Annotated in this window: 14 protein-coding genes; 5 read left to right on the top strand and 9 right to left on the bottom strand. The window is 70.5% G+C overall.

The window, feature by feature from the left end; genetic code table 11:
• The 3 genes from ABZ953_RS34940 to ABZ953_RS34930 form a co-directional block, all read right to left on the bottom strand.
• On the bottom strand, positions 1–459 hold a 459-nt coding region (locus ABZ953_RS34940; RefSeq protein ID WP_361732750.1), incomplete at its 3' end, for an AMP-binding protein.
• Positions 456–1661 (bottom strand): cytochrome P450, encoded by a 1206-nt coding sequence (locus tag ABZ953_RS34935; RefSeq protein WP_361732749.1) that lies wholly within the window; start codon positions 1659–1661, stop codon positions 456–458. The genes ABZ953_RS34940 and ABZ953_RS34935, both read right to left, overlap by 4 nt.
• Complete coding sequence (locus ABZ953_RS34930; RefSeq protein WP_361732747.1) at positions 1658–1918, bottom strand: phosphopantetheine-binding protein; 261 nt, start codon at positions 1916–1918, stop codon at positions 1658–1660. The genes ABZ953_RS34935 and ABZ953_RS34930 overlap by 4 nt, the downstream gene beginning before the upstream one ends.
• Positions 1919–2022: 104 nt before the next feature.
• On the opposite strand from ABZ953_RS34930, the gene ABZ953_RS34925 reads away from it, so the two are divergent.
• Positions 2023–2751: an SDR family oxidoreductase gene (locus ABZ953_RS34925; protein WP_361732745.1), complete on the top strand. Its 729-nt coding sequence runs from the start codon at positions 2023–2025 to the stop codon at positions 2749–2751.
• A 34-nt stretch (positions 2752–2785) separates the two neighbouring features.
• Here the strand turns inward: ABZ953_RS34925 and ABZ953_RS34920 are convergent, their stop codons facing one another.
• Complete coding sequence (locus ABZ953_RS34920) at positions 2786–4189, bottom strand: serine hydrolase domain-containing protein (RefSeq protein WP_361732743.1); 1404 nt, start codon at positions 4187–4189, stop codon at positions 2786–2788.
• Between the two features lie 213 nt (positions 4190–4402).
• On the opposite strand from ABZ953_RS34920, the gene ABZ953_RS34915 reads away from it, so the two are divergent.
• Complete coding sequence (locus tag ABZ953_RS34915) at positions 4403–5104, top strand: TetR/AcrR family transcriptional regulator (RefSeq protein WP_361732741.1); 702 nt, start codon at positions 4403–4405, stop codon at positions 5102–5104.
• A 92-nt stretch (positions 5105–5196) separates the two neighbouring features.
• The gene (locus ABZ953_RS34910; RefSeq protein ID WP_361732740.1) at positions 5197–5376 is read left to right on the top strand and encodes a hypothetical protein; all 180 of its coding nucleotides are present in this window, start codon (positions 5197–5199) and stop codon (positions 5374–5376) included.
• A gap of 121 nt (positions 5377–5497) precedes the next feature.
• Here ABZ953_RS34910 and aspS read toward each other — a convergent pair whose 3' ends face one another.
• Positions 5498–7261, bottom strand: a complete 1764-nt coding sequence (aspS, locus tag ABZ953_RS34905) for an aspartate--tRNA ligase (protein ID WP_361732738.1) — start codon at positions 7259–7261, stop codon at positions 5498–5500.
• A 210-nt stretch (positions 7262–7471) separates the two neighbouring features.
• Between aspS and ABZ953_RS34900 the strand changes: the two genes are divergently transcribed.
• Complete coding sequence (locus ABZ953_RS34900) at positions 7472–9658, top strand: SpoIIE family protein phosphatase (protein ID WP_361732736.1); 2187 nt, start codon at positions 7472–7474, stop codon at positions 9656–9658.
• Between the two features lie 217 nt (positions 9659–9875).
• On the opposite strand, the gene ABZ953_RS34895 is transcribed toward ABZ953_RS34900, so the two are convergent.
• The 4 genes from ABZ953_RS34895 to ABZ953_RS34880 form a co-directional block, all read right to left on the bottom strand.
• The gene (locus tag ABZ953_RS34895; protein WP_361732734.1) at positions 9876–10913 is read right to left on the bottom strand and encodes an AI-2E family transporter; all 1038 of its coding nucleotides are present in this window, start codon (positions 10911–10913) and stop codon (positions 9876–9878) included.
• Between the two features lie 71 nt (positions 10914–10984).
• Positions 10985–11941 (bottom strand): pirin family protein, encoded by a 957-nt coding sequence (locus ABZ953_RS34890; protein WP_361732732.1) that lies wholly within the window; start codon positions 11939–11941, stop codon positions 10985–10987.
• Between the two features lie 175 nt (positions 11942–12116).
• Positions 12117–13604 (bottom strand): glycerophosphodiester phosphodiesterase family protein, encoded by a 1488-nt coding sequence (locus ABZ953_RS34885; RefSeq protein ID WP_361732730.1) that lies wholly within the window; start codon positions 13602–13604, stop codon positions 12117–12119.
• A gap of 162 nt (positions 13605–13766) precedes the next feature.
• The gene (locus ABZ953_RS34880) at positions 13767–14258 is read right to left on the bottom strand and encodes an SseB family protein (RefSeq protein ID WP_055563227.1); all 492 of its coding nucleotides are present in this window, start codon (positions 14256–14258) and stop codon (positions 13767–13769) included.
• A gap of 126 nt (positions 14259–14384) precedes the next feature.
• On the opposite strand from ABZ953_RS34880, the gene ABZ953_RS34875 reads away from it, so the two are divergent.
• Positions 14385–16226 carry an acyl-CoA dehydrogenase gene (locus tag ABZ953_RS34875; RefSeq protein ID WP_361732728.1) on the top strand — a complete coding sequence of 614 codons (1842 nt, stop codon included), beginning with the start codon at positions 14385–14387 and terminating at the stop codon, positions 16224–16226.
• The last annotated feature ends 45 nt before the right edge of the window (positions 16227–16271 follow it).

The raw sequence follows: 16271 nt of genomic DNA, 5'->3' as shown, positions 1-16271 counted from the left end.
GGAGCGGGAGGGGGAGGGGATGGGGATGGGGGCGGCGGGCCCCTCCGCCGCCACTACGGTGAGGGCGGGGCGCAGGCCCTGGAGAGCCCGTGCCGTGCCGACGCAGTCCGGGTGCACCACCAGGTGCCGCATCCCGGCGGTGTCGATCGCGGGAGCCAGCCGCTCGGCCTCGCGCTCGGGCGTACCGGCGGTGGTCGGGAACATGCTGGCCGCGGCACCGGCACGGACGATTCCCAGGAGCCCGACCAGGACCTGTGGGCCCGTCAGCGCCAACAGGCCGACGACCTCTCCGGGGCGTACCCCGGCTTCCACCAGGCGGTGTGCGAATCGCGCTGACGCGGTGTCGAGGTCGGCGGCGCCCAGGCGTTCGCCGGTGCGCGGGTAGGCCACCGACACGTCGGGGCCGAGCGCGCGTACCGCGTCGCAGAGCGTGGAACAGGCGAGCGTCCGCATGGTCATCCAGAGATCCGGTCGAGCCGGGCCAGGAGCGGCGCGGCGGGGGCAACGGTGGAGCCGTTGTGGGAGACATCGCCGATGTAGGGGCCTTCCGGCGCGCTGAGGCGGAAGGCCCGCACGATGTTCGAGACGATCAGCTTCGTCTCCAGCGTGCCGAGGTGGATCCCGGCGCAGATCCGCCGGCCGGCGCCGAACGGCGTCAATGCGAAGCGGCCGTGCCGCTCGCCCTCGGCGAACCGCCGCGGCTGGAACGCGTGCGGGGCGTCGAACACTTCGGGATCGCGCTGGGTTTCCGAGACCGAGTAGAAGACCTCGGTGCCGGCCGAGATCTCCGTGCCGCCGAAGCCGAGGTCGGTCCGTGCCCTGCGGGGCAGCCACGCGAGCGGTGGGTGCAGACGGGCGGTCTCGCTGAAGACCGCGTCCAGCCGCGGCGCGGTCGCCGGGTCGCCCGGTTCCCCGCGTACCGCCTCCTGTTCCTGCGGATGGCGGGCCAGCTGCCACAGCAGCCGGGCACTGAGGTAGCCCGTGGTCTCGTACCCCGCGAGGATCAGGATGGCGATGTTCTCACCGATCACATCGTCCGGGGGCGGATCGGGCAGCGCACGCAGCCGCCTCACCGGCCCGTCGGTGTGCTCGAGACGGCGGACGGCGCCGCGCAGCAGCTCGCGCACCCGACGCCGCGCGCGGCCCACTCGCCGCGCGGCGTGATTGCCGCCGGGCGTACCGAGCTCCCCGGCGGGCGGCGTCCGCAACTCGCCGAAAAGGGTGAGAAGTTCATCGGCCTCGTGCTCGTCCATCCCGGCGAACACCCGCGCCGCCACTCTGAAGGTCAGGGTCTGGGTGAAGACGTGCAGGTCCACCGGCGTACCCACGGCCAGCGATCGCATGGCGCACGCCAGCAGTTCCGTGATGGTCTCCTGATGGGCCGTCAGCGCGCTGCGGCGCAGCAGGGGCAGGAGCGCCTGGCGGTAGGCGCGGTGCCGGTCGCCGTCAAGGTTGAGGACGCCGCGGCCGAACCTCCCGCCGAAGACGGCGTCCCAGCCCTCCGCGTGGGACAGTTCGTCGTCCCCGGCACCGAAGAACCGCTCCGCCATCTCCGAGCCCGCGAGGTACACCCGCTCCCCGCCCATCGGGCACTGCCCGCCGTGTTCGGCGTCCGGCTCGTCTTCCCGGGCCGGGGCGACGACCGCCGCTCCGGTGTTCACGGGCAGACGTCCTCGGCGGTCGCCAGCTGCTCCACAAGGGCGTCGATGGTCGCGGGCGTCATGAAGATCCTCGGGTCCACCTCGTCCTCGATCCCGAACTCCTCCTCCAGCACCACCAGCAGTTCCACCCGGGCCACCGAGTCCAGCCCCAGCTCGGCGCTGAGGTGCTCGTCGCCGGTGAACTGCACCTCGGCGAACTCGGGACGCAACTCCCGTACGGCGTCCACGAGCACGGCCCGGACCTCCGAGCTGCTCATCCGTCGATCGCTCAACTCGCGCTTCCCCACCGCTGATTGCCAAGGCCTCAGGAATGCTACTCTATGCAATGAGTTTTCGACGCATTGTAACCAAACGGGGTCTCATGGGAAGCCTGACGGGACGTACCGTGCTGGTCACGGGTGGCTCACGCGGTATTGGCCGGGCGATCGTGGAGCGGCTCACCACCGACGGGGCCCGGGTGGTCTTCGGCTACCACCGGGCCGAGGAGGCGGCCAAGGGCGTCGCCGCCGCCACCGGGGCCCATCCGGTCCGCGCCGACCTCGCCGACTCCGCCGAGGTCGCCGAACTGTTCGCGGAGGCGGAGCGTGCGACCGGCGCTCTCGACGTCCTGGTCGCCAACGCGGCGGTCTGGCTTCCCCACGCGCGCATCGAGGAGGCGAGCGAGGAGACGTACGACCGCGTGATGGCCGTCAACACGAAAGGCACCTTCCTCGCCCTCCAGCATGCCTCCACCCGGCTGCGTGACGGCGGGCGCGTCATCACCATGTCCTCCATCGGCGTACGCCGCCCCACGCCGGGGAACGCCGTGTACGCCGCCAGCAAGGCAGCCGTCGAACAGTTCACCGCGGTGGCGGCCCAGGAGCTCGGGCCGCGCCGCATCACGGTGAACTGCGTGGCCCCCGGCGCCACCGACACCGAGATGCTGCGGCAGTCCCTGCCTCCGCGACTCCTCGAACGCGCAGCCCGCAACACCGTGCTCGGCCGCCTCGGCACCGGCGACGACATCGCCGGCATCGTCGCCTTCCTGGCCGGTCCGGACTCCGGCTGGATCACGGGCCAGACCATCTCCGCCACCGGGGGAATGCTGTAGAGGCCCCGGCCCCGGCCCCGGAAGGGAACCCGTCTCACGGCACCTTCGGTGCCACCCGCATCCCGATGTAGCAGCACTCCGTGCCGTCATCCAGCGTCGCGAACACCACCGGCATGTAGCCCTCGCTGAAGGACGCCCCCGCGCCCGTCCCCGCGAACGCCGACTCCGTCACCGCGTACAGGTCGACGTCCAGCGGCGGCGAGAAGTCCTTCATGCCGTCCACGAACTCGTAGACCAGGTGCGGTGCGCCGTCCCGCTCGGAGACGGTGATGACGACACCGGCCCGCTTGTACGTGCCGACGTAACGGGAGAAGTCCACCTCCGGCGCCTGCGCGGGCGGTTCGAAAGCATCCGGCATCCGTACGCCCGCCAGGTCGCCGAGCAGCTCCCGGAAGAGCGCCGCGTAGAGCTCGCGCGCGCCGCCGCCGTTGGTGAGCAGCACGACGGCCACGCCCGCCTCGGGGACCACGCGCAGATACCCGTACTGGCCGATCGCGGCACCGTCGTGGCCGTAGCCCGCGATGCCGTCCCAGTTGTAGAGGGTCCAGCCGAGGCCCCAACCGTCCGCGCTGACCGTCCACTTGTCGGGCACGTCGACCACGCGGCGCTGCATGTCGGCGACCGCTCCGGCGCTGAGGAGCCGTGTCCCGTCGGGCCCCGTGCCGCCGTCGAGGTGCATGCGGGCCAGCCGGGCTACGTCACCGGCGGAGACCAGGACTCTCCCGTAGGGGCCCGCCGAGCGGGGCATCAGGTCCCAGGCGGGGGCCGGGTCCGGGTACTGGCCCGGCTCCCCGAGGTGGCTCATCGCGACGCGGTACGAGAGGGCCTCCTCGGGCAGCGTCATGGAGCGTTCGAGGCCGAGCGGCGTGAAGAGGTGGTCCTTCAGGGCCGCGTCCCAGGTCTGGCCGGTCAGGACCTCGATGATCCGGCCGAGGACGTTGTAGCCGAGGCTGCTGTAGGAGACGGCGGTGTCGGGACGGCAGTCCAGGGCGACCTCCTTGGCGGCCTCGACGTACCGGGCCAGGCAGTCGTCGCCGCGCCCCGCGTCGTAAGTGAAGTCGCAGGTCAACCCTGAGGTGTGGGAGAGCAGTTGGCGAGTGGTGATCGTGCGCGTCGCCTCGTCGTCGGCCGTGGCGAACTCCGGGACGATGTCCTTCACCGGGGCGTCCAGGTCGAGTTCACCGGAGTCGGCGAGGCGCATGATGAGCGTCGCGGTGTAGACCTTGGCGATCGAACCGGACTGGAACACCGAGTCCGTGGTGACCGCCACGCCCGTTCCACGGTGCAGCACACCACTCGCCAGCTCGTGCAACTCCCCGTCGACCAGCACCGCGAGCGCGGCCCCCGGCACGTGGTGGGCGGCGCGCAGTTCATCGAACCGCGCCTGCCAGTGCGCGCTGTCGAACTTCGTCAAGGTGGCGCTCGGGTTCTCCGACATGGGGGCTCCTTCGAGGCGATACGTGGTGCGTGCGTCATCATGCGTACGTCGTGCTCTCGTTGCGAACACTGTACGCACTGAAAAACCGCGTACGCAAGTTGCGTACGGCGTGCGCTACGGTGAGGTCGGATCGATTGACAGCGACTGACAGCGACTGACAGCGACTGATAGCGATTGCCAGCAACGGACCGCGCAAGAGCCCAAGGAGACCCCATGCCTGCCGCCGAGAAGCCGATCGCCTCCGTCTGGACCCGCCCCCGCAAGCAGCGCGAGCAGCTCAGCCGGGAGCAGATCGTCGGAGAGGCCGTGCGTCTCCTTGACGCGGAGGGGCTCGAAGCCCTCAGCATGCGCAAGCTCGGCACCCGGCTCGACGCCGGCGCGACCTCGCTCTACCGGCACGTCGCCAATAAGGACGAGCTGATCGAGCTGGTCGTCGACGAGGTGTACGGCGAGTTGGCCGTGCCCACCGCGGAGGGCCCCGACGACTGGCGGGACGCCGCCGCGCGCAGCGCCTACAGCCTGCGAGCGATGATTCTGCGCCACCCCTGGGTCGCCTCCGTGCTCGGCCAGGTCGGCCTCATCCACCTCGGACCGAACGTGACGAAGATGTCGGAGCGCATGGCCGCCGTGTACCGGACGGCCGGATTCCCCGCAGACGAAACCGAACTGGCTCTCAGCACCGTCCTCTCGTACGTCATCGGGATGGCCACCAGCGAGGCCGCCTATCTCTCACTGATCGCCCGAAGCGGCAGGTCGGAGCGGGAGTTCACGGAGAGCCTGCGGGCCGAGGGGGAGGGCGGGGAGCGCGGGGCGCACGCCGGGGACCCGGAAGGGGAGCGCGAGAGCACCTTCGACTACGGGCTACAGCGCGTTCTCGACGGCCTACAGGTCCGGCTCGGTGCGGCTGCCCACTGAAACGGTTGCCAACCATCACGGTGAGCTAAGTCATGCGGGGAGACGGCTTAAATTGACGCCGCCTTCACACCTGCGTACGTAAGCTTCACGACATGGCCACGACTCACTCCCCCGACCGGCGACGCACCGCCGACGAGGTCAACGAGGACATCCGTGCGCTGTGGCTGCGCGCCGGCGGACGCCTCCGCCCCGACGAGCGGCTCGTGTACGAGCAGCTCGTGACGGAGTGGGCCGAGGCAGAGGCCAACTCCTCCCCCACGCACGCCGCGTAGGGGCGCGAGGAACTGCGCGCTCAGCCACAACCCACCCGCACCCGACAACGAAGAAAAGCCCCCGGAACCAGAGGTTCCGGGGGCTTCGACGTCAACGGCCCCCCGCCGAGGGGGGAACCCGCTACTGCGCCGCAGGCTTCCGCAGCGAGATGTTGAGCTCCCGCAGACGCGACTCGTCCAGCTCCGTCGGCGCGCCCATCATCAGGTCCTGCGCGTTGCCGTTGAGCGGGAAGGCGATGGTCTCGCGGATGTTCGGCTCGTCCGCGAGGAGCATGACGATGCGGTCGACGCCGGGGGCGATGCCACCGTGCGGCGGGGCGCCGAGGCGGAAGGCCTTCAGCATGCCCTTGAACTCGTGCTCCACGGTCTCCGCGTCGTACCCCGCGATCTCGAAGGCCTTGAGCATGACCTCGGGCTCGTGGTTACGGATGGCGCCCGAGGAGAGCTCGATGCCGTTGCAGACGATGTCGTACTGCCAGGCGAGGATGTCGAGCGGGTCCTTCTCCTCCAGGTCCTTCATGCCGCCCTGCGGCATCGAGAAGGGGTTGTGCGAGAAGTCGACGCGACCCGTCTCCTCGTCCTTCTCGTACATCGGGAAGTCGACGATCCAGCAGAAGCGGAAGACGCCCTCCTCGAAGTGGCCCGCGCGCTTGGCGGCCTCGACGCGGACGGCGGACATGATCTTCGAGACCTCGTCGAACTCGCCCGCGCCGAAGAACACCGCGTGGCCGGGGACGAGGGAGAGGCGCTTGGTCAGCTCCTCGATGTTCCCCTCCGTCAGGAACTTCGCGATCGGGCCCGTCAGCGAACCGTCCTCGGCGACGCGCACCCAGGCCAGGCCCTTCGCGCCCTGCTCGACCGCGTAGTCACCGAGGCCGTCGAAGAACTTGCGGGACTGCGAGGCCGTGTCCGGGACCGGAAGGGCGCGGACGTGCTTGCCCGCGAAGGCCTTGAACTCCGAGCCCTCGAAGATGTCCGTGATGTCGTGCAGTTCGAGCTTGGCGCGCAGGTCGGGCTTGTCGTTGCCGTACTTCAGCATCGACTCGCGGAACGGGATGCGCGGGAAGGGCGACGTCACCTCGCGGCCACCGCCGAACTCCGTGAAGAGCTCGGTCATCAGCTTCTCGATGGGCTGGAAGACGTCTTCCTGCTCCACGAAGCTCATCTCGACGTCGAGCTGGTAGAACTCGCCCGGCGAGCGGTCCGCGCGGGCGTCCTCGTCGCGGAAGCACGGCGCGATCTGGAAGTACCGGTCGAAGCCCGAGATCATGAGCAGCTGCTTGAACTGCTGCGGGGCCTGCGGCAGCGCGTAGAACTTGCCGGGGTTCAGGCGGGAGGGGACGACGAAGTCGCGCGCGCCCTCGGGGGAGGTCGCGGTGAGGATCGGCGTCGCCATCTCGTTGAAGCCGAGGGCCACCATCTTGGAGCGGATGGAGGCGATGACGGCGGAGCGCAGCATGATGTTGCGGTGCATGCGCTCGCGGCGCAGGTCGAGGAAGCGGTACTCCAGGCGGCGCTCCTCGTTCACACCGTCCTCGGCGTTGATCGTGAAGGGCAGCGGGCCCGCCGCGCCGAGCACCTCGACCTCGGCGGCCTCGATCTCGACCTCGCCGGTCGGCAGCTCCGCGTTCACGTTGTCCGTGCCGCGCGAGACGACCTTGCCGTCGACGCGGACGACGGTCTCCTTGGACAGCTTGTCCAGGACCTCGGCGGCCTTGGTGCCCGGACGGGCCACCAGCTGCGTGATCCCGTAGTGATCGCGGAGATCGATGAAGAGAATGCCGCCCAGGTCTCGGCGATTGTGCAGCCAGCCGCTCAGCCGGACGTCGGTGCCGACGTCAGAGGCGCGGAGCTCGCCGCAGGTGTGGGACCTGTACCGATGCATCGTCGTTCATCCAGTCTTCGCGAATAGGGGAGAGAGCCGACAGGCCCCAAGGCTACCGTCCGGGCGAAGATCGCTTTCCGGATATTCGCGGGAGGTGGCGCGGGAGGTCCCTGGGAGCCACCCACCGGCTCCCTGGAAGCCATCCGCCTGAGGGCCGGATACGACGGGGCTCGGTGGCGGCGCGGGTGTACATCTTCCTAAAGTGGGTCAATGCGCACCGACGATCCCCTGCCACCGGTGGGGGACGACTCCCTGCCACCCGTACGGGACGTCCTGACGGCCATCGCGACCGGACTGTGGCGCTGGGACAACGCCTCCGGGACCGTCACGCTCGACGCCGAGGCGGCCCGGCTCCTCGGGCTGCCCGCCCGCGCCCAGACCCTCTCCGAGGCGGGCGTGCGCTCCCGCTTCCACCCGGTCGACTGGAACGAGATCTACGGCACCGTCCAGCTCGCCGTCGCCGAGGGCACCCTCGCCGAGGCCCGCCTCCGGATCATGGACGATACGGGGCGGCGGGTCCTTCGGGTCGTCCGCAGCCGCTCCAAGCCCGTGATGCACGGGACGACCGAGGCGTACGAGCTGATCGGCACCCTGCAGGAGGTCACGGACCCCGGCCCTGGGAGCGCCGCGCGCACGCCGGTCACGGGCGACTGGCGCCGCTCCCGTGAGGCGTTCCTGCTGGACGCGGGCCGCGCGCTCGCCGAGGCGCGATCCACGGAGGAAGTGCTCAGGGTCGCCGCGGGGCTCTCCATGCCGGGGTTCTCGCCGGACGGCCTCGCGGTCTTCGGGGTCGAGGGCGAACGGCTGACGATCATCGGGCACCACGGCCACCAGCCCGGTGACGACGGCCCCTTCTCGGCGATGCCCCTGGACACCGACTATCCGGCCGCCGAAGTGGTCCGCACCGGCCGGGCCGTCTACCTCTCCACGCCGGAGGACTACCGCAGGCGCTATCCCGCCGCGTGGCCGCTGGCCAGCCGTTTCGAGCGGCAGTCGTGGGCGTTCCTGCCGCTGACCGTCGCGGGACGCACGATGGGCACGTGGATGGCGGCGTTCACGTATCCCGTCTCCTTCACGCCCGACGAGCGCTCCGTCCTGACGACGGTCGCGCGGATGCTGGCGCAGGCCCTCTCGCGGGCCGGGGTCGCGGAGTCCGAGCGGGAGCTGACGGAGGGCCTGCAGCGCTCGATGCTGCCGATGCTGGGCCCGCAGATCCCGGGGATGAGCGTGGCCGCCCGCTATGTGCCGACCGGCGGTGGGCTGCAGGTCGGCGGCGACTGGTACGACATGATTCCGCTGCCCAGCGGCCGCATCGCCTTCGTCATCGGCGACGTGCAGGGGCATGACGTGCGGGCGGCGGGCCTGATGGGGCAGCTGCGGATCGCCCTGCGCGCATACGCCTCCGAGGGGCACCGCCCGGACGCGGTGCTGTCCCGCGCCACCCGCTTCCTCTCCGGGATCACGGAGTCCATCACCTACGGGTCGAGCGGCACGGGCGACGACCACGCCACGGAGTACGACCCGCGCTTCGCGACCTGCCTGTACGTGGAGGCCGACCCGGCGACGGGCGTCCTGGAGATCGGCCGCGCGGGGCATCCGGAGCCCGCGATACGCATGAGCGACGGAACGGTACTGCTGCGCCCCACCGCGGGGGGCCTGCCGCTCGGCATCGACCCGGACGCGGACTACCCCACCACCCGGCTCGTCCTGGAACCCGGCGAGACCATGCTGATCTGCACCGACGGGCTCATCGAGACCGGCGGCCACGACCTGGACAGCGGCTGGTCGCGGATCAGGGCGATCCTGGAGGAGTACCCCGGGCAGGACGAGCCCGACGCCCTCGAACAGCTCGCGGACTCGCTCGTACAGGCCGTGCACGGGCCGTCGTCGCACCACACCACGGGCCCGCTCGCGGACCGCAGGGAGGACGACATAGCGGTGCTGCTGCTCAGCCGGGCGGGCCGCCCCGAACAGCGCACGGACGCCCGCCGCACCGTCCTGACCGTCGCCCAGGCCGAACCGGAGCGGGTCGCGGGGGCCCGCCGCCACCTGCGGGACCTGCTGCACGACTGGGCGGACGACGACCAGGTCGACTCGGCGGTCCTGATGGTCTCCGAGATGCTCACCAACGTCCTCGTCCACACGGACGGCGACGCGCTCCTGGTCGCCGAGGTCACCGGCGAACCCGGCGCGCGCCGCCTGCGTGCGGAGGTGGCGGACGGCAGCGACGACCTCCCCCACCGCCGCCACCCCGGCGAACTGGCCTCGTCGGGCCGGGGCCTGGTCCTGATGGAGCTGCTTGCCGGGGCATGGGGAGTGGACCCGCGAGGCGACGGCAAGAGCATCTGGTTCGAACTGTACGAGGACGCGGGGGCCTCCGGCGGTGGGGCGGAGTAGGGGGCTGGCCGTATCTGGTCGGGTGCGGGTGGTCGGTGGCTTGTCGCGCAGTTCCCCGCGCCCCTGGCGGGCTGAGCGTCTCTGACCGGGTGCCGGTCGGGTGTGGCTGAGCGCGCAGTTCCTCGCGCCCCTGGCGGGGGCGCCCCGGAGGTCTTTCAGGGGCGCGGGGAACTGCGCGACCAGCCACAGGTGACCCGCGGCCGACCGCGGCGGGACGCTACGTCGCCCCCGCGTACCGCCCCCGCAGCTCCGAAGCGATGCCGAATGCCGCTGCCGTCAGCGGGACCGCGAGCAGCATGCCGAGGATGCCCGCCACCGACGCGCCCGCCGTGATCGCCAGCATCACCACCGCCGGATGCATCTGCACGGTGCGGCTCTGGATCATCGGCTGCAGGATGTGGCCTTCGAGGACCTGCACGGCGAGGACGACGCCGAGCGTCCACAGGGCGATCGCGAAGCCCCGGTCCGCGAGGGCGACCAGGACCGCCACCGCGCCGGACAGGAACGCGCCCAGGTAGGGGATGTAGGCGCCGACGAAGACCAGCGCGCCGAGGCCCCACGCACCGGGCACGCCGAGGATCAGCAGCCCCACCGTGATGCAGAGGGCGTCGATGAACGCGATGATCGTGGTGCCGCGCATGAAGCCCTCGATGGCCTCGAAGGCGCGGCGCGCCATCGCCTCGATGGAGTCGGCGCTGTCGCCGGGGGCGAGCGAGCGCAGGGAGCCCATCGCGCGTTCCGAGTCGCGCAGGAAGAAGAAGACGAGGAGCAGCGCGAGGACGGCCATCGCCATCATCTCGCCGACGGTGCTGAGCCCACTGATCACCCCGGACGCCGCGGTCCCGCCGAACTTCCCGAAGAGCTCCTTGGCGTTGGACGCCATGTCGTCGAGTGACGTGCCCGCGGCCCCGAAGTACTTCGAGAGGTCCGTGGCGGCCTGCTTGAGGGACGAGACGATCTGGTCGCCGCTGTCGATCAGCGCCTTGACCACGATGTACGTGGCCCCGCCGACGACGGCGACGACGGCCGCGCAGGTCAGCCCCGCGGCCAGCGAGCGCTGCACCTTCATCTTGAGCAGCCGCCGGTAGAGCGGGCCGAGGAGCGCGGTGCCGAGGAGCGCGAGAAGGACCGGCGTCACGGCTGTCTTGAAAGTGACACAGAGCCAGACCCCCACGGCGGCCACGCCGGTGACGAGGAGAAGGACGACACACCAGGCGGCGAGACGCCGCGCGGACTCGGGCAGGAGGGTACTCACCCCTCCTACCCGAACACGGGCTCGCCCACGGCGCGCGTTATGTACGGCTACGTGCCGCACACCCCGTACCGCTACATGCCGTGCACCGCCGGCACCGTACCCAGCAGGCCCTTCTGGAAGTCGTCGAAGGCCTGGCGCAGCTCGGCCTGGCTGTTCATCACGAACGGGCCGTAGTGGGCCATCGGCTCGCGGATGGGACGGCCGCCGAGCAGCACGATCTCCAGGTCGGGGGCGTGCGCGTCCTGGCGTTCGTCCGCGCGGACGGTCAGCGCGGAGCCCGCGCCGAAGACCGCCGTCTGGCCCAGGTGGACCGGGCGGCGCTCCGCACCCACCGTGCCGCGCCCCGCGAGGACGTACGCGAGTCCGTTGAAGTCCTCGCGCCAGGGCAGCGTCACCTCGGCGCCGGGCCGCACCGTCGCGTGGATCATCGTGATCGGCGTGTGCGTGATGCCGGGGCCCTCGTGCCCGTCGAGCTCACCGGCGATGACGCGGAGCAGCGCGCCGCCGTCGGGGGTGGAGAGCAGCTGGACCTGGCCGCCGCGGATGTCCTGGTAGCGGGGGTCCATCATCTTGTCCTTGGCGGGCAGGTTCACCCACAGCTGGAGGCCGTGGAAGAGGCCGCCGGACATGACGAGGGACTCGGGCGGCGCCTCGATGTGCAGCAGGCCGGAGCCCGCCGTCATCCACTGGGTGTCGCCGTTCTGGATCGTGCCGCCGCCACCGTTGGAGTCCTGGTGGATGAAGGTGCCGTCGATCAGGTACGTGACCGTCTCGAAGCCGCGGTGCGGGTGCCAGGGCGTGCCCTTGGGCTCGCCCGCCTCGTACTCCACCTCGCCCATCTGGTCCATCATGATGAACGGGTCGAGGTACTTGTAGTTGATCCCCGCGAAGGCCCGGCGCACCGGGAACCCCTCGCCCTCGAAGCCGCTCGGCGCGGTGGTCACGGCGAGCACGGGGCGCGCCGTCGCATCGGCCGGCGCCACCACTCGGGGCAGGGTCAGCGGGTTCTCGACAGTCACTGCAGGCATGGTCGGTACCTCCTTGTGCGTCCACTTTAGTTGAACGTAGAACTTTCTGCCACTTGAACGAACGAAGCCCGGAGGACATTCCCTCCGGGCCCGCACGAGGGCGCACAAGGCCGCGTGGGTGGCTTGATCTTGATCGTCGACTTGACCGTCCCCGCAGACCATCCGGTCGTAGGCGTCACGGACGTACCGGCTCCAGCTGCAGGTAGTCCAGATTCCAGTTCTGGAACGCACCCGCGTCCAGCGACAGGCGCACGGTGTGGCGGCCACGGGTCAGCTGTCGCGGGTCACGGCTGTCCTGGAGCGTGAAGGCGTGGTGGGCCGTCGTGTCGGCGACGTGCACGGCCTTGCCGGGCCTGCCGCCGTCGTAGGCGATCCGGTAGGTCCCGGCGGGCAGGTACGGGGACGACGCCCGGGTCTTGAGCGTGTAGCGCCCGGCCTTCGGCACGTCCACTCCGTACGTCAGCCACTCCGAGCCGCGCATCCAGCAGACCACCACCGCCCCGTCGTGGTCGCACACGTCGACGCCGTCACCGCGCCGCCCCGGCCCGTCGCCCCGGTTCCCGGCATCGGTGTCGTGATAGGCCCTGCCCTCGCCGCCGGGGGCGTAGTTCTCCGCCTGGACGCGTACGGCGCCGGGCGGCACCCCGGCCACGGCGCCCGTCCGCAGGTACGTCCTGAGCGCCTCGACGTTGTCGGTCTGCAGGATCGTCGCCCCGTAGTCGGCGATGAGCTTGGCCCAGCCACGCGCGGGCGAGATCAGCGACGCCTCGTCGGTGAACCTGGCCGAGAAACCGTTCCGCATCGTGTTGAACCACACGCGGCCGGTCGACCGCAGCCCCCGGACGAAGGCGCCCTGGGCCACCTTGTCGCGGACGTCGTCGAAGACGACCTCGAAGGCGGGCGGCCTGCCCTTGCCGAACTCCGCGACCGATCCGGCGTTGGCGTCGTCCACCAGGTGCATGTACAGCGCCCCCCGGTGGCGGTCGAGGAACGCCCGTACCTCCGGCACCGGAGCGTGCGACTTGAAGAGGCCGTAGCGGACGGTGCCGGTCTGCTCAAGGACCCGCCAGACGGCCTCGCGGTCCTTCCACGCCTGGTCGAGGTTGACGAGGCCGAGCGGGCGGGCGAGCCGCATGGCCTCGGCGAGGGTGGGGATCCGTTCGCCGGTGAGCGGCGTCTGGCGACCCCCGAGGCCCGCGCGAAGGCGCAGGCCGCGCAGTTGGGCGTGGGTGAGGTCGGCGACGCGGCCCTTGCCGTCCGTGGTGCGGTCCACGGTCGTGTCGTGCATCAGGACGGGGACCTTGTCCTTGGTGAGGCGGACGTCCACCTCGACGATCCCGGCGCCGTCCGCGAAGCCCGCCCGGATCGCGGCCAGGCTGTTCTCGGGGGCCTTGCGCCACTGGCCCCGGTGGGCGGCGATCATGACGGCGGCCTTGGGGGTGTGGTCCAGGAAGTCGCGGCGGGCGCGGTCGGCAGCGGTCTCGGCGCCCGCCACAGGGGCCGCAGGGGCCAAGGTCTCCGCCGGGGCGGCGCCGAGCAGCGCCGCGCCCACGGCGACGGTCGCAAGGGTGGTCACGAAGGCGGTCACGAGGGCTGTGGCGCGGCACGGGATCAGGCACGGGGTCAGGCGCGGGATCAGGTACCGGATCAGGGGCGAAGGCATAGGTCAGAGCATCGGTGACGGGCCCCGTCCGGCCGGGGCCCGAACCCGGTCTGTCACCCGTTCACCTGCCGCTGCGGCACCCGCCGTACCCCGTCCGGCGGCCGGTGCGGACCATCACCCGTACAAGCGGAGCGTCCGTCACCCGTACAAGCGGAGCGTCCGTCACCCGTACATGCGGCGCATCGCGAAGTCGACCATCTGCTCCACGGCCTTCGCGTCGAAGACCATGCGGTGCTCGCCCTCCATGTCCAGGACGAAGCCGTACCCGGTCGGGAGCAGGTCGATGACCTCCGCGCCGGTGATCACGAAGTACTTGGAGTCCTTGCCCGCGTACCGGCGCAGCTCCTTGAGGGAGGTGAACATCGGGATCACGGGCTGCTGGGTGTTGTGCAGCGCGAGGAAGCCGGGGTTGTCGCCGCGCGGGCAGTAGACCTTCGACGTGGCGAAGGCCTGCTGGAAGTCCTCGGCGGACATCGAGCCCGTCGTGAAGGCGCGCACCGCGTCCGCGAGGGAGGGCGGCGAGGGCTCGGGGTAGAGCGGAGGCTGCTGGCCGTAGCCACCGCCGGGCATGCCCTGCATCTGCTGCGGCGGCGGCTGCGCACCCGGCGGAGCGTACTGCTGCTGGGCGCCGGGGTTCTGGTCGTAGCCGTACATGAGGCGAAGCCTACTGAGTCACAGATGGGTGGTTGGGGGTTGCGTCTTATTACCGACGGGTAGCATCATCATAGCTACTTGCTACTTGCTGGTATTCATCCCTTTCCTGCTTACGGAGCCTTCGCCATGGGCCACTACAAGTCGAATCTCCGCGACATCGAGTTCAACCTCTTCGAGGTGCTCGGGCGCGACAAGCTGTACGGCACCGGCCCGTTCGCGGAGATGGACGTCGACACCGCCAAGACCATCCTCGACGAGCTGCGCCGCCTCGCCGAGAACGAGCTGGCCGAGTCCTACGAGGACGCCGACCGCAACCCGCCGGTCTTCGACCCCGCGACCAACACCGCCCCCGTACCCGCGTCCTTCAAGAAGAGCTACCAGGCCTTCATGGACTCCGAGTACTGGCGCCTCGGCCTGCCCGAGGAGATCGGCGGCACGACCGCGCCCCGCTCCCTGATCTGGGGCTACGCGGAGCTGCTGCTCGGCGCCAACCCGGCCGTGTGGATGTACTCCTCGGGCCCCGCCTTCGCAGGCATCCTCTTCGAGGAGGGCAACGAGGCGCAGAAGAAGGCCGCCGCGGTCGCCGTCGAGAAGCAGTGGGGCTCGACGATGGTCCTCACCGAGCCGGACGCCGGCTCGGACGTGGGCGCGGGCCGCACGAAGGCCGTGCAGCAGGACGACGGCTCCTGGCACATCGAGGGCGTGAAGCGCTTCATCACGTCCGGTGAGCACGACATGTCGGAGAACATCCTCCACTACGTCCTCGCCCGCCCCGAGGGCCACGGCCCCGGCACGAAGGGCCTCTCGCTCTTCCTGGTCCCGAAGTACGAGTTCGACTGGGAGACCGGCGAGCTGGGCGAGCGCAACGGCGTCTACGCCACGAACGTCGAGCACAAGATGGGCCTCAAGGCCTCCAACACCTGCGAGATGACGTTCGGCGACCAGCACCCCGCCAAGGGGTGGCTGATCGGCGACAAGCACGACGGCATCCGCCAGATGTTCCGCATCATCGAGTTCGCCCGCATGATGGTCGGCACGAAGGCCATCGCGGCGCTCTCCACCGGCTACCTCAACGCCCTGGAGTACGCCAAGGAGCGCGTGCAGGGCCCGGACCTGGCCCAGTTCATGGACAAGGCCGCGCCGAAGGTGACGATCACCCACCACCCGGACGTGCGCCGCTCCCTGATGACGCAGAAGGCGTACGCGGAGGGCATGCGCGCGCTCGTCCTGCACACCGCGGCCGTCCAGGACGACATCCAGGTCAAGGAGGCGGCGGGCGAGGACGCGTCGCAGCTGCACGCCCTCAACGACCTGCTGCTCCCGATCGTGAAGGGCTACGGCTCGGAGAAGTCGTACGAACAGCTGGCGCAGTCGCTCCAGACGTTCGGCGGCTCGGGGTACCTCCAGGAGTACCCGATCGAGCAGTACATCCGTGACGCGAAGATCGACACCCTCTACGAGGGCACGACGGCGATCCAGGGCCAGGACTACTTCTTCCGGAAGATCGTCCGCAACCAGGGTGCCGCGCTGAACGGCCTCGCCGAGGAGATCAAGAAGTTCCTCGCGGTCGGCACGGGCGGCGAGAGCCTGGCCGGGGCCCGCGAGGAGCTGGCCAAGGCCGCGGTCGATCTCGAGGCCATCGTCGGCGTCATGCTGACCGACCTCGCGGCCACGGAGCAGGACGTGAAGTCCATCTACAAGGTGGGCCTGAACACGACCCGCCTCCTGATGGCCTCGGGCGACGTCGTCGTCGGCTACCTGCTGCTTCGGGGCGCCGCGGTCGCCGCGGAGAAGCTGTCGACGGCTTCCGACAAGGCTGTGTCTTCCAAGGATGTGGCGTTCTACGAGGGCAAGATCGCCGCGGCCAAGTTCTTCGCCACGAACGTCCTGCCGAACGTCGCGGGTGAGCGGAAGCTGGCCGAGGGCGTGGAGCTCGACCTGATGGAGCTGGACGAGTCGGCGTTCTAGTTCGACCCGGCTCGACCAGATTTCCTTCGCACGTCAGCGCGATGC

It is taken from the genome of Streptomyces sp. NPDC046465, from assembly GCF_040646035.1.
Taxonomy (GTDB): domain Bacteria; phylum Actinomycetota; class Actinomycetes; order Streptomycetales; family Streptomycetaceae; genus Streptomyces.
Note: the sequence above shows the minus strand (reverse complement) of the source record. Positions and strands in the feature narration are given on the sequence as shown.

Coding starts and splice junctions, on each gene's coding strand:
- ABZ953_RS34930 (WP_361732747.1), bottom strand. CDS start 1,918: ATGAGCAGCTCGGAGGTCCGGGCCGTGCTCGTGGACGCCGTACGGGAG.
- ABZ953_RS34910 (WP_361732740.1), top strand. CDS start 5,197: ATGGCCACGACTCACTCCCCCGACCGGCGACGCACCGCCGACGAGGTC.
- ABZ953_RS34885 (WP_361732730.1), bottom strand. CDS start 13,604: ATGCCTTCGCCCCTGATCCGGTACCTGATCCCGCGCCTGACCCCGTGC.
- ABZ953_RS34875 (WP_361732728.1), top strand. CDS start 14,385: ATGGGCCACTACAAGTCGAATCTCCGCGACATCGAGTTCAACCTCTTC.
- ABZ953_RS34880 (WP_055563227.1), bottom strand. CDS start 14,258: ATGTACGGCTACGACCAGAACCCCGGCGCCCAGCAGCAGTACGCTCCG.
- ABZ953_RS34920 (WP_361732743.1), bottom strand. CDS start 4,189: ATGTCGGAGAACCCGAGCGCCACCTTGACGAAGTTCGACAGCGCGCAC.
- ABZ953_RS34925 (WP_361732745.1), top strand. CDS start 2,023: ATGGGAAGCCTGACGGGACGTACCGTGCTGGTCACGGGTGGCTCACGC.
- ABZ953_RS34915 (WP_361732741.1), top strand. CDS start 4,403: ATGCCTGCCGCCGAGAAGCCGATCGCCTCCGTCTGGACCCGCCCCCGC.
- ABZ953_RS34900 (WP_361732736.1), top strand. CDS start 7,472: ATGCGCACCGACGATCCCCTGCCACCGGTGGGGGACGACTCCCTGCCA.
- ABZ953_RS34890 (WP_361732732.1), bottom strand. CDS start 11,941: ATGCCTGCAGTGACTGTCGAGAACCCGCTGACCCTGCCCCGAGTGGTG.
- aspS (WP_361732738.1), bottom strand. CDS start 7,261: ATGCATCGGTACAGGTCCCACACCTGCGGCGAGCTCCGCGCCTCTGAC.